Source organism: Streptosporangium longisporum (genome assembly GCF_039534895.1).
Lineage (GTDB): Bacteria > Actinomycetota > Actinomycetes > Streptosporangiales > Streptosporangiaceae > Streptosporangium > Streptosporangium longisporum.
Map to the genome: position 1 here is coordinate 35,937 of NZ_BAAAWD010000002.1, position 12,342 is coordinate 48,278.

Below are 12,342 nucleotides of genomic sequence, written 5' to 3' on the forward strand. Positions count from 1 at the left end.
ACCGGGCCGTTCGCCAGGCCGGCAGTCCGGATCCGGCAGTCCGGGACCGAGAACCCGGGGCCGGGAGTCCGGGTCAGCGCGGGGACGATCGGCCGTCCGGCGGGGCGGGGAGCTCGTGGAGCCGGTGGGCGTCGTCGAACAGGGCGGTCCGGGCCAGGCGCGCGGTGGCCACGGCGGCCAGCGTGGCGGCGGCCAGCAGCATGTACATGACCACGATCTGGTAGCGGATCGCGATCAGCGGCTCCACCCCGGCCAGGATGAGGCCGGTCATGGCGCCGGGCAGGCTGATCAGGCCGACGACCTTGGTGGCGTCGACGGCGGGCAGCATCGCGGTCCGCAGGGCGGTACGGGCGTGCGGGGCGAAGGCCGCGGCGGCGTCCAGGCCCAGGCTGAGGCGGGCTTCGATCCGCGGGCGAGCGGTCTCGACCTCCTCGTGCAGGCGGGTCAGCGTCAGGGCCGTGGCCTGCATCGCGCCGGAGACCACCATGCCCGACACCGGGATGAGCACGTGCGGCCGGGTGTCGATCACCGCGAAGACCACCAGCGTGGCCACGGTCACGACGGTCGCCATGGCGACCGCCAGGGTGGCCACGGCCGGGGCGCGCGGCAGGCCGCGGGCGCGGCGGGCGGCGACGCGGCCGGCGATGAGCACCATCACCGCGATCCAGGCGAGCGAGCCGGGCAGGCCTCCGTGGGCGAAGACCGCCGCCAGCACCGCGGCGACCGCGACGAGCTGGCCCAGGGCCCGCGCCGAGGCGACGAGCATGTCGGCGGCCAGGCCGAGCCGGGCCCGGCCCGCCAGCAGGGCGGCCAGCGCCACCAGCGCCGCCGAGGCGGCCACGCCCGGCCAGCCGGGGACCGCCGGGACGCTCACGGTGCCGCCAGGTAGCGCAGGCGGGCCGGGTCGCCGGCCTCGGTCAGCCGTCCGGCCTCCAGCACCAGCGCGTGGCCCGCCAGCCGCCGCGCGTGCGCGGTGCGGTGGCTGACCAGGACCGCGGTGCCGCCGTCGGTGACGAACGCGGCCAGCAGGTCGTCGACGAGACCGGTCGCGGTGTCGTCCAGCGCCGAGGTGGGCTCGTCCAGCAGCAGGACCTCCGGGCCGGTGGCCAGCGCGCGGGCCAGGCCCAGGCGCTGGACCTGGCCGCCGGACAGGCCCTCGGTGGAGCGGGACAGGAAACAGGCCCCCAGTCCCACCCGCTCCAGCAGGTCGGCGGCGCAGACGGCGTCCAGGGCGGGGCGTCCCACGGCCAGTTCCCCGGCCACCGAGTCGGTCAGCAGCGCGGTGTGCTGGGCCACCAGGGCGACCCGGCGGCGCAGCAGCAGCGGGTCGTGACCGCTCAGCGGCCGGCCGTCCAGCAGGATCCGCCCGGTGTCGGGTTCGGCGAGGCGGTTGAGCAGCCGCAGCAGGCTGGACTTGCCCGCCCCGCTGGGCCCGGTCACCAGCGTGCAGCACCCCCGCGGCAGGTGCGCGGAGATGTCGGTCAGGACCGGCGCTCCCCCGCGGCGCAGGCCGACCCCTTCCAGCACGAACCCCGCCTGTGACACGCGAGCCACCTTCCCGTCATCCGCCTGCCGTCTTCCCGGTGGTCTCCCGCCATATTCTGCCGTCGCGCCACCACTCCACGACGACCGGGCTCACCCCACCCTTTCTCGATGAGGGTAACAACCGTTACAGTGACCACGGTTACGAAAATCAGGAGTGGCCCGTGAACCATGATCCTTCGGCCCCGCCCGGGCACGCCGGGCAGTGGGTGCTGCTGGCCTACCGGATCCCGAGCCTGCCCTCGGCGCCGCGCATCGCCGTCTGGCGCAGGCTGGAGCGCCTCGGGGTGGCCCGGCTGGGCGACGGCCTGGTCGCGCTGCCCGCCGACGCGCGCACCCGCGAGCAGCTGGACTGGATCGCCGAAGAGATCGTCGCCGCCGACGGCACCGCCACGGTCTGGCTGGCCACCCCCGCGAGCCCGTCCCAGGAACGCGCGATCGCCACGCAGATGCAGCAGGCCCGCCAGGAGGAGTACCGGGCGGTCATCGCCGCGGCCCGGGCCGCCGAGGACGCCAGGGCCGGGGAACGCTCACGCGTGGCGGGCCGGCTGCGCGCCGAGCTGCGCCGCATCGGGCGCCGCGACTTCTTCCCGCCCGCCGAACGCGACCCGGCCCACCAGGCCGTACGTGCCCTGAACGCGCCCGGACCGGCCACCGGCCGCGACCTGACGGAATCCGCGGAGGTAGCGGAGCCCGCGGAGCCCGCGGAGCTCGCGGAGCTCGCGGAGCTCGCGGAGCCCGGCGACCCGGCGGCGCGTGAGGTCCCCGAGGCCGCGGGGAAGACGGCGGCGCAGCGGGGAGGGGCCCGATGAGGTGGGCGACCCGCGCGGGCGTGCACATCGACCGGGCGGCGTGCGCCTGGCTGATCCGGCGCCACCTCGACCCCGACGCCGCTTTCGTGTTCGTCGACTCCCCCGAGCAGGTCCCGCCCGACGCCACCCCGTTCGACATGCGCGGCGTGGAGCTGTCGCACCACGGCGCCGACTGCAGCTTCGAGACGATCCTGCGCCGCCACGAGCTGACCGACCCGGTGCTGTGGAAGATCGCCGAGATCGTGCACGAGGCCGACATCGACGACGAGCGCTACGACGCCCCCGAGGCGCCCGGCCTGGACGTGATCCTGCGCGGATTGTCGATGATCTGCGACGACGAACGCGTCCTGGAGCTGACCGGCCCGATCTTCGAGGGCCTGTACGAGTACTACCGGCGGGCGTTCCTGCTCGGCCGACCGCCCGCCTGAACCGGAGAGAGAGCATGACCGACCCACAGACACAGGGCGCGACCCCCGCGAGCTCCGCGAATCCCGCGAGCTCCGCGAGCTCCGTGAGCTCGACGACCCCGGGCAGCCCGGGGAGCTCCGGGGACGTGATCCCGTTCCGCCAGGCGGTGCGCGCCTGGTTCGGGATCTCCCTGCAGACCTTCGGCGGCCCCGCCGGGCAGATCGCGGTCATGCAGCGCACCCTGGTGGAGGAGAAACGCTGGATCGGCCAGCAGCGCTTCAACCACGCCCTCAACTACTGCATGCTGCTGCCCGGCCCCGAGGCCCAGCAGCTGGCGATCTACGTCGGCTGGCTGCTCAACGGCACCCGCGGCGGCCTGGTCGCCGGCACCCTGTTCGTGCTGCCCGGCATGCTCGCCCTGCTCGCCCTGTCGGCCGTCTACGTCATCTGGCAGGAAACCTCCCTGGTGGTCGCACTGTTCGCCGGGATCGCCCCGGCCGTGCTGGCCATCGTCGCCCAGGCCGTCATCCGGGTCGCCAAACGCTCGCTGACCCACCCGGTCTACGTCGCCCTCGCGGTGGCCGCCTTCGCCGCGCTCGCGCTGTTCGCGGTGCCCTTCCCCGTCGTGGTCGCCGTCGCCGCCCTCGTCGGCTGGACGATCCACCGCTTCAGGCCCGCCCTGGTGAAGAAGGGCGGCGGGCACGGCGCCGACGACGGGCCCGCCCCGCTGATCTCCGACGACGCCCTGCACCACGCCACCCCCAGCTGGCGCTCGGCGGGCAAGATCCTGGCCGTGGGACTGGCCGCCTGGTGGCTGCCGGTGGCCGCCGTCGCCCTGCTGACCGGCACCGACAGCGTCTTCACCACCCAGGGATTGTTCTTCTCCGGCACCGCCCTGGTCACCTTCGGCGGCGCGTACGCGGTGCTGGCCTTCGTCGCCCAGCAGGCCGTGCAGACCTACGGCTGGCTCACCCCCGGTGAGATGGTGCGCGGCCTGGCCCTGGCCGAGTCCACCCCCGGCCCGCTCATCATGGTCGTGCAGTTCGTCGCCTTCCTGGGCGCCTTCCGCGACTCCGGCCCGCTCACCCCCTGGGCGGGTGCGCTGCTGGGTGCCCTGCTGACCACCTGGGTCACCTTCGTGCCGTGTTTCCTGTTCATCTTCCTGGGCGCCCCCTACATCGAGCGGCTCCGCCACAACGCCGCGATCAGCGCCGCGCTGACCGGTATCACGGCCGCCGTCGTCGGTGTCATCGCCAACCTCGCCGTGTACTTCGCCCAGCACACCCTGTTCGACGCCACCAGCGTGTGGATCCGGGGGCCGCTGCACGTCCAGGTGCCCGTGATCGGCAGCCTCGACCTCCTGGCGCTGGCCATCACCGCGGCGGCGCTGGTGATGACGTTCGTGCTGCGCTGGCCGATGCTGCGCATCCTGGGCGTCTGCGCGCTGCTCGGCATCGCCTCCCTGCTGCTGCCCTGACCCGCCGCTCTTCTCCTGACCCGCTGCCCCGCCTGCCCTCCCGGCCCCGGCGTGCCGCTCTGACGGCACGCCGCCTTTCCGGAGCCCGGGCCGCGAAATCCTCAGCGGGCCTTTCCGGAGGCCGGGCCGCGCGAGCCGCGGCGGGTCAGGAGGGAGGGGCAAAGGGGCAGGGAGTGAAGGGTCAGGAGGCGCCGGTCCGTGCCGTGGTGACGGCCACGGTGGCGTAGCGCGCCGTGAAGGCGCCGCCCGCGGCGTCGATCGCCGCCCCGATCAGGTCCAGGATCTCTCGCAGCTTGTCCTGGGGCAGCCGGCTGTGGCCGCCGAAGGTGGGAACCTGGTCCAGCCACTCGTCACGGGTGTAGGACCGCTCCCAGTCGAAGCGCCACTGCTCCGGCTCGCCGAAGGCGCCCGCCTGCCGGATCCCGTCGGCGGCCTTGTCGAACATCACCCCGTACGCCTCCAGGGCGGGCATCACCCGGTCGTAGATCGGCAGGTCGGGCAGCACCCGGCGGTAGGCCTCCAGGAAGGCCTCGGCGATCTCGGGCGGGGGCTGGTTCACGTTCCAGAACAGGGCCAGCCGGCCACCGGGCCGCAGCACCCGCGCGGCCTTGACCGCTCCGGCGACCGGGTCCACCCAGTGCCAGGTCTGGGCGGCGACGACCGCGTCGAACGTGCGGCCGGCGTCGTCCCAGGTCTCGAACGGCGCCACCTCGACGCCGAGCCCGCGCTCTCGCGCCCATCCGGCCATCCGGGCGTCGGCCTCGACCCCGAGCACGGTGCAGCCGGCCGCCAGGAACTGCCGGGCGGCGATGCCGGTGCCGATGCCGACGTCGAGGACGTCGCGTCCGGGAGCGGCGGCGGCGATCCGCTCCACCAGGGCGTCGGGGTAGCGGGGCCGGGTGCGGTCGTAGCGTCCGGGATCCGCGCCGAACGACTCGGCCACCTGCCGGTTGCGGTGGATGTCCTGCTCGCGGCCGGGTTCCGCCGCCTGCGCTGTAGTGGGCATGCGCCCACCGTAGTGGGCACGTGCCCACTCGTCAATAATCGAGTCAGGACCCGGCGAGCGAAGGGGAGGCACCCCGTGCCGACAGGGGTACACATCCGCGACGCGCGCGCGCAGCTGTTCGACGCCGCCGAGCGCGTCCTGCTCCGGGACGGCGCGAACGCGCTGACCAGCCGGGCGGTCACCACCGAGGCGGGCTGCGCCAAGGGCGTCCTGCACCGGCACTTCACCGACTTCGACGCCTTCCTCGCCGAACTCGTGCTGGACCGCGTCGGCCGGATGGACGACCGGACCGCCGCCCTGCGCGAGTCCACCGGCACCGGCACCGTCGCCGGCAATCTCACCGGCGCGCTGATGTCGCTGTTCGAGTCGGCCGCGCTGGCGTTCGTCGGCCTCATCGCCGCCCGGGACGAGCTCCGCGCCCGCCTGCGCCGGGACCTGCCGGCCGGCGTCCCGGTGCTGACGGAGGCCGCGATCATGATCGCCTCCTACCTGGCCGCCGAGCGCGACCTGGGCCGGATCGCGCCGGACGCCGACGTCGACACGCTCTCGGCCATGCTGATCGGGACCACGCACCTGCTCTACGCCGGGCACGACGCCACCCCGCCGGAGACCGGGGCCGTCGCCAAGATCGTGACCACGGTCCTGGCCGGCGCCGCACCGCGGACGTAACAGAAGAAGATCACCTCTTCCCAAAGATCGACAAGGCGCCTAGCGTCATCCCTCGGACACCCTTCACCGCTGAAGAAGGAGCCTGGGAATGGCCGATACGAGGACCGCCGGCGACCCGGCCGACGCCGGGCTGGCCCGCGACGACTACGCCCTGGAACGGGTGCCGCGCGAGGCCCGCTACGGCTGGGTCACCGTCGCGGTGCAGCGGTTCGGCATGCTCAGCGCCCTGTCGCAGTTCCTGCTGGGCGCCACCCTCGGCATGGGCATGAGGTTCTGGGACGCGGTCTGGGCCATCACGCTCGGCGCGGTGATCCTGGAGGTCGTCGCGATCGCGATCGGCATCGCCGGGATGCGCGAGGGCCTGTCGACGGCCGTGCTGGCCCGCTGGACCGGCTTCGGCCGGCACGGCGCGACCGTGGTCGGCCTGGTCGTCGCCACCGCGCTGCTGGGCTGGTTCGGCGTGCAGTCGGCCGTACTCGCCCAGGGCCTGGCCTCCCTGCTGGGCGGGCCGCCGGTCTGGGTGTGGTCGATCGTGGCGGGCCTGGCCGTCACCGCCATCGTGGTGCACGGCTTCGCCGGCATGGCCTGGACGGCCTGGATCACCGTACCCGCCTTCCTCGCGCTGGCCGGCTGGGCGATCGCCGACCAGCTCTCGGAACACTCCCTGGGCGCGCTGGTCGCCTCCGCGCCCGCCGGACCGGCCATCGGCCTGGCCGAGGGCGCCACCATCGTGGCCGGCGGCTTCATCGTCGGCGCGGTGATCAGCCCGGACATGTGCCGGTGGAACCGCAGCGCCGCCGACGTGGTCAAGCAGACCGTCGTGGGCATCACCCTCGGCGAGTACGTCATCGCGCTCGTGGGGGTGTTGCTGGCCCACGCGCTGCGCACCGGCGACGTGATCACCATCGTCACCACCACCTCCGGCGTGGTCGGCACGATCGTGCTGATCACCGCGACACTGAAGATCAACGACTGGAACCTGTACGCCGCCAGCCTGGGCACGGCCAACGCCCTGGACACCGCCTTCGGCGCCCGCCCGGGCCGCGCGCTGCTCACCGTCGCCCTCGGGGTGATCGGCACCGCCCTGGCCGCCGCCGGGATCCTCGACCACCTGATCGACTTCTTCGTCCTGCTCGGGGTGGCCATCCCGCCGATCGCCGGCATCATGATCGCCGAGTACTACCTGGTACGCCGCTGGCGCCCCGCCCTGGACGCCTCCGCGGCCACCGGCACCCTGCCGGACTCCGCACCGGGATGGGTCCCGGCGGCACTGGTGATCTGGCTGGCCGCCGCCCTGGTCGGCAAGTACCTCACCTGGGGCATCCCCGCCCTCAACGCCCTGGCGGTGGCCTTCGCCGCCTACGCCGTGGCGGGCAGGCTCGGCCTGACCGGCGGTCCCGGGACGCGAACGGCCACCACCGGCTGACCCCCCACCGGGTGGAAAGGCCCCCGCTCCCCCGTCCCGGCGTCATCGCCCGACCTTCCCGAGGAGTCACCTGTGCGCGTTGGGATCGACGTGGGAGGCACCCACACCGACGCCGTCCTGATGGACGCGGCCACCGTGGTGGCGTCCGTCAAGACCGCCACCACCCAGGACGTCACCGGCGGGGTGGTCACCGCCCTGCACGATCTCGTTAGTTCGGCCGGCATCGACCGCGACCGGATCGGCGCGGTGATGATCGGCACCACCCACTTCACCAACGCGCTGGTGACCGGGCGGGGCCTGGCGCGCACCGCCGTGGTACGGCTGGCACTGCCGGCCACCTCCGGCCTCCCTCCCCTGGTCAACTGGCCCGCCGCCCTGCACGCGGCGATCGACCCGCGCGTCCACCTGTGCCACGGCGGACACGAGTTCGACGGCCGGGCCATCGCCCCCCTGCGCCGCGAGGAGCTGCTGCGCGTCGCCGGGGACCTGGAAGCCCACGACATCCGCACGGTGGCGATCGGCTCGGTGTTCTCCCCCGCCGCCCCGGAGCTGGAGGAACAGGCCGCCGCCGTCCTGCTGGAGGAGCTGCCGCACCTGCACGTGAGCCTGTCGCACCAGCTCGGCCGCATCGGGCTGCTGGAACGCGAGAACGCCACCGTCATCAACGCCTGCCTGCGCGAGCTGGCCGACGAGATCGTCGAGGCGTTCGTCGGGGCCCTGCGCACGGCCGGGATCTCCGCGCCGCTGTACCTGTCGCAGAACGACGGCACCCTGATGGACGCCGAGTACACCCGCCGCTACCCGGTACGCACCTTCGCCTCCGGCCCGACCAACTCGATGCGCGGCGCGGCGTTCCTGGCCGGGGAGCTGTCCGACTGCGCGGTGGTCGACATCGGCGGCACCACCACCGACGTCGGCGTGATCAACCGCGGCTACCCGCGCCAGGCCACCGGCGAGGTCGACATCGGCGGGGTGCGCACCAACTTCCGGATGCCGGACGTGCTGTCGATCGGCCTGGGCGGCGGCAGCCTGGTCACCACCGGCCCCTCCGTGTCGGCCGGACCCGACAGCGTCGGGTTCCGGCTCACCCGCCAGGCCCTGGTGTTCGGCGGCGACGTGCTCACCGCCACCGACCTGGCCGTCGCGGGCGGCCTGGCCGAGATCGGCGACCCCTCCCTGGTACGGCACCTGGACCCCGGCCTGGTCCGGCGCGGCCTGGACTGGATGGCCGGCCGGGTCGTCGAGCTGGTCGACCGGATACGGGTGTCGGCCGCGCCGCTGCCGATCGTCGTGGTCGGCGGCGGCGGCGTGCTCATGCCCGAGGTGCTCCCCGGGGACCTGGCCGTGCACCGGCCGCCGCACCACGCGGTCGCCAACGCCATCGGCGCCGCCATCGGCCAGATCGGCGGCGACGTCGACCGGGTCGTCGCCGTCGACGGCCCCCGCGCCCGCGAGGAGGCCATCGCCGCCGCCCGCGCCGAGGCCGAACGGATCGCCGTCTCCGCGGGCGCCGCCCCCGGCACCGTCAGGATCGTCGACGTCACCGAGGTGCACGTGGCCTACCTGCCCGGCGGCAGGCGCGTCCAGGTCCGCGCGGTGGGCGACCTGGACCTGGAACACCGTCCCGCAGGCGGCCCCGCCGCGGACGGGACCCGCGCCGAGGCGGGCACCGCACGAGGACACGAACAGGACGCGAGGCGATGAGTTTCACCCTGACCCCGGAGAATCTCGACGACCTGGCCGAGGGCGCCGCGGTACTGGGCACCGGCGGGGGCGGCGACCCCTACATCGGCCGGCTGCTCGTCGAGCGGCAGCTGCGGGCGGGCCGCGACGTGCGGATCGTCGACCTCGGCACGTTGCGCGACGACGCCCTGGTGGTCGCGGTGGCGATGATGGGAGCCCCCACCGTCTTCATCGAGAAGCTCCCCTCCCCCGAGGGCAGCGTGGCCGCGCTGCGCGCCCTGGAAAGGCACCTGGGCCGCGCCGTGGACGCGATCATGCCGCTCGAGGCCGGCGGCCTGAACAGCATGATGCCGCTGGTGGCGGCCGCGGCGGCGGACCTGCCGGTCGTCGACGCCGACGGGATGGGCCGCGCCTTCCCCGAGATCCAGATGGTGACGTTCAACGTGGCGGGGGTGCCGGGCTCCCCGATGGGCATCGCCTCCGACCACGGCGACAGCGCCGTGATCGAGGCCGCCGACAACGACCGGATGGAGTGGCTGGCCCGCGGCCTGACCATCCGGATGGGCGGTGCCGCCTACACCGCCAGCTACCCGATGAGCGCCGCCACCGTGCGCGAGACCGCGGTGCCCGGCACCCTGGGCCTGGCCCTGAGGATCGGCACCGCGCTGCGCACCGCCCGCGAGCACCACCGTGACCCGTTCGACGCGCTGACCGCCGCACTGCGCGGCACCTTCTACTCCCACGGCCGCGTCCTGTTCCGCGGCAAGGTCGTCGACGTCGACCGCACCACCGTCGGCGGGTTCGCCCGAGGCCAGGTCACCCTGGCCGCAGGCGGCGAATCCGGCGACCCCGGCGACCCCGGCGACCGGATCGTCATCACCTTCCAGAACGAGCACCTGGTCGCGGTCCGCGAAGGCGGGCACGAGCGGGACGGCCAGGTCGCCGCGATCGTCCCCGACCTGATCTGCACGCTGAACACCGAGACCGGCAGGCCGGTGACCACCGAGGCCCTGGCCTACGGCCAGCGCCTGACCGTCTACGCCATCTCCACGCCCGCCATCATGCGCAGCCCCGAGGCCCTGGCGTGCTTCGGCCCGTCCGCCTTCGGCCTGGACCGGCCCTACACCCCGCTCGAGGAGCTGACCCCCGCCACCCCCTGACGGGCCCGCACCCGCCTTCCCGATGTCCCGCCCCCCTGTCCCACCGGGGTGTCTCACCGGGGTGTCTCACCGGGAAGCGGGCGCCTTCGCCGTGCGGTAGTGGTAGCCGCACACCTCCTCGAAGCCCGCCCGCGCGTACAGCCGCACGGCCGCGTCGTTGCCGCACTCCACCTGCAGGTACATCCGATCCACGCCCCGGGTACGGGCCCAGGCGGCCAGCGCGGCGAGCACCCGGCGGGACGCGCCCCGACCCCGCGCCTGCGGGAGCGTCGCCATCCCGAACACCCCCGCCCAGCCGTCGTCGGCGACCGCCCGGCCCACCGCGACCACCTCGGTCCCGGCGATCACCGAGGCGTACGCGCTCGGCGCCTCCACCCGGGCGAGCAGCTCCCGCTCGCCGTCGTGACCGTGCACGGCGCGCAGGCCCTCCAGCCAGCCGTCCGCCGGACGCTCGTCCACCCGCACCCGCAGGGGCTCGGCCGGTGCCCGATCCCGGGTCCGCTCCAGCACCCGTGCGACCAGGGCCTGCTCCCGGGCCCGCCCCAGCACCGGTGCGGCCGGGACCTGCTCCCCGCTCCGTTCCAGCACCCGTGCGACGGTGGCCGCCTGGAGCGACACCCGGCCACCGCGGTGGTAGCCGCGCTTCGCCAGGAACGCGTCGAGGCCGTCGGGACAGGCCCGCGGGGTGATCTGGAAGCGGGTGTCCAGGCCGTGGCGGGCGTAGAAGTCCTCGGCCTCCTTCACCCCGGCCTCCAGCCCTTCTGACCTTTGCGGCCCGGTCTCGCCGTGCGGCAGCACCGTCCCCACCCACCAGGAGCAGTCGGGCGCCAGGCGCAGCCACCATCCGCCCAGGCGCTCGACGTGCTCGGCGGGCAGGGCCCGGGCCGCCCTCTCCTGAAGGCCCCTGACCAGACGCGCATCGGCGACAGAGATCATCTCTGTATCGTGGCACGAGCCCCCCGACGGTGCCCGTGCAGGGTGATATGGTCGCGGCGTGCGGATGATCTGTTCTTTTCCCGGCTGGTGGCGCCCCTGAGGGGGCGGCACCGTTCATTCGCGTGACCTGATGACGCGGCCGCCCGGTACGGGCGGCCGTTTCGTGTTCTCGCACCCCGGTGGCCCGTCCGGGCGGCCTCCCGATCCCGAGGGAGCCACACCGATGCCACGACGACTCACCGGCTTCACCCCGTCCGGAGACCTGCACCTGGGCAACCACCTCGGCGCGATCGCGCCGATCGTCGCCGGGCAGGCCACCACGGACACGACGGACACGGTGGTGTTCATCTCCGACCTGCACGCCCTGACCCTGGAACACGACCCGGCCGACGTACGGCGGCGGACGCTGGAGTTCGCGACCGTCCTGCTGGCCGCGGGCGCCGACCCCGGCACGTGCCTGTTCCTGGTCCAGTCGCACGTCCCCGAGCACACCGAGCTGCACTACCTGCTGGAGTGCGCCACCGGGTACGGCGAGGCCCAGCGGATGATCCAGTTCAAGGAGAAGGCCGGCCGCCAGAGCCAGGTCCGGATGTCGCTGCTGACCTACCCGATCCTGATGGCCGCCGACATCCTGCTGTACGACACCGACGAGGTGCCCGTCGGCGAGGACCAGAGCCAGCACGTGGAGCTTGCCCGCGGCATCGCCCAGCGGTTCAACACCCGCTACGGCCCCACCTTCACCGTCCCGCGCGCGGTCAACCCGCCGGTCGCGGCCCGCATCATGGACCTGACCTCACCCGGCGACAAGATGAGCAAGTCGGCCCCCTCGGCGGCCGGGACGCTGCGGCTGCTCGACGAGCCGGACGTCCTGCGGCGCAAGGTGATGCGCGCGGTCACCGACACCGACGGCGTGGTGGCCCACGACCCGGACCGCAAACCCGGGGTGTCGAACCTGCTCGACATCCTGGCCGCCTGCACCGGCGACGAGCCGCGGCGGCTGGCCGGGCGGTTCGACCGGTACGGCGAGCTGAAGGAGGCGGTCGCCGACGCGGTGGTGGCCACCCTGACGCCCGTCCGGGAGCGTTACCTGCGGCTGGCACAGGACCCGGCGCACGTCCGGAAGGTCCTGCGGGCCGGTGCCGAGCGGGCCCGCGAGTCGGCCGGCGTGAAGGTACGCCAGGCCAAGGCGGCGATCGGCCTGCTCCCCGGCTGAGACCCGGAAG

12 protein-coding genes are annotated in these 12,342 nt (G+C 74.2%); 8 read left to right on the top strand and 4 right to left on the bottom strand.

Going from position 1 to position 12,342, the window contains the following annotated elements:
* Window positions 1–73: 73 nt before the first annotated feature.
* Window positions 74–874, bottom strand: a complete 801-nt coding sequence (locus ABD832_RS00660) for an ABC transporter permease (protein WP_344886827.1) — start codon at window positions 872–874, stop codon at window positions 74–76.
* Window positions 871–1,545, bottom strand: coding sequence for an ABC transporter ATP-binding protein (locus ABD832_RS00665; protein WP_344886829.1), 675 nt, complete (start codon window positions 1,543–1,545; stop codon window positions 871–873). The genes ABD832_RS00660 and ABD832_RS00665 overlap by 4 nt, the downstream gene beginning before the upstream one ends.
* Before the next feature lie 161 nt (window positions 1,546–1,706).
* Here ABD832_RS00665 and ABD832_RS00670 point away from each other — a divergent pair, with 161 nt between their 5' ends.
* The 3 genes from ABD832_RS00670 to chrA are packed head-to-tail and all read left to right on the top strand — an operon-like array spanning window position 1,707 to window position 4,239.
* Entirely contained in the window at window positions 1,707–2,354 is a 648-nt protein-coding gene (locus ABD832_RS00670) for a Chromate resistance protein ChrB (protein ID WP_344886831.1), read from the top strand.
* Window positions 2,351–2,782, top strand: a complete 432-nt coding sequence (locus ABD832_RS00675; protein WP_344886833.1) for a chromate resistance protein ChrB domain-containing protein — start codon at window positions 2,351–2,353, stop codon at window positions 2,780–2,782. The genes ABD832_RS00670 and ABD832_RS00675 overlap by 4 nt, the downstream gene beginning before the upstream one ends.
* A gap of 14 nt (window positions 2,783–2,796) precedes the next feature.
* The gene (chrA, locus tag ABD832_RS00680; RefSeq protein ID WP_344886835.1) at window positions 2,797–4,239 is read left to right on the top strand and encodes a chromate efflux transporter; all 1,443 of its coding nucleotides are present in this window, start codon (window positions 2,797–2,799) and stop codon (window positions 4,237–4,239) included.
* Window positions 4,240–4,420: 181 nt separating this feature from the next.
* On the opposite strand, the gene ABD832_RS00685 is transcribed toward chrA, so the two are convergent.
* Window positions 4,421–5,245, bottom strand: coding sequence for a class I SAM-dependent methyltransferase (locus tag ABD832_RS00685; protein ID WP_344886837.1), 825 nt, complete (start codon window positions 5,243–5,245; stop codon window positions 4,421–4,423).
* A 75-nt stretch (window positions 5,246–5,320) separates the two neighbouring features.
* Here ABD832_RS00685 and ABD832_RS00690 point away from each other — a divergent pair, with 75 nt between their 5' ends.
* The 4 genes from ABD832_RS00690 (at window position 5,321) to ABD832_RS00705 (ending at window position 10,183) form a co-directional block, all read left to right on the top strand.
* Window positions 5,321–5,914 (top strand): TetR family transcriptional regulator, encoded by a 594-nt coding sequence (locus tag ABD832_RS00690; protein ID WP_344886839.1) that lies wholly within the window; start codon window positions 5,321–5,323, stop codon window positions 5,912–5,914.
* An 88-nt stretch (window positions 5,915–6,002) separates the two neighbouring features.
* Window positions 6,003–7,340: a purine-cytosine permease family protein gene (locus tag ABD832_RS00695; protein WP_344886841.1), complete on the top strand. Its 1,338-nt coding sequence runs from the start codon at window positions 6,003–6,005 to the stop codon at window positions 7,338–7,340.
* Between the two features lie 72 nt (window positions 7,341–7,412).
* The gene (locus ABD832_RS00700) at window positions 7,413–9,044 is read left to right on the top strand and encodes a hydantoinase/oxoprolinase N-terminal domain-containing protein (protein WP_344886843.1); all 1,632 of its coding nucleotides are present in this window, start codon (window positions 7,413–7,415) and stop codon (window positions 9,042–9,044) included.
* Window positions 9,041–10,183: an S-methyl thiohydantoin desulfurase family protein gene (locus ABD832_RS00705; protein WP_344886845.1), complete on the top strand. Its 1,143-nt coding sequence runs from the start codon at window positions 9,041–9,043 to the stop codon at window positions 10,181–10,183. The genes ABD832_RS00700 and ABD832_RS00705 overlap by 4 nt, the downstream gene beginning before the upstream one ends.
* Window positions 10,184–10,249: 66 nt before the next feature.
* Here the strand turns inward: ABD832_RS00705 and ABD832_RS00710 are convergent, their stop codons facing one another.
* The gene (locus ABD832_RS00710; protein ID WP_344886847.1) at window positions 10,250–11,119 is read right to left on the bottom strand and encodes a GNAT family N-acetyltransferase; all 870 of its coding nucleotides are present in this window, start codon (window positions 11,117–11,119) and stop codon (window positions 10,250–10,252) included.
* Window positions 11,120–11,342: 223 nt separating this feature from the next.
* On the opposite strand from ABD832_RS00710, the gene trpS reads away from it, so the two are divergent.
* A complete protein-coding gene (trpS, locus tag ABD832_RS00715) occupies window positions 11,343–12,332 on the top strand; it encodes a tryptophan--tRNA ligase (RefSeq protein WP_344886849.1) in 990 nt (329 codons plus the stop codon).
* The last annotated feature ends 10 nt before the right edge of the window (window positions 12,333–12,342 follow it).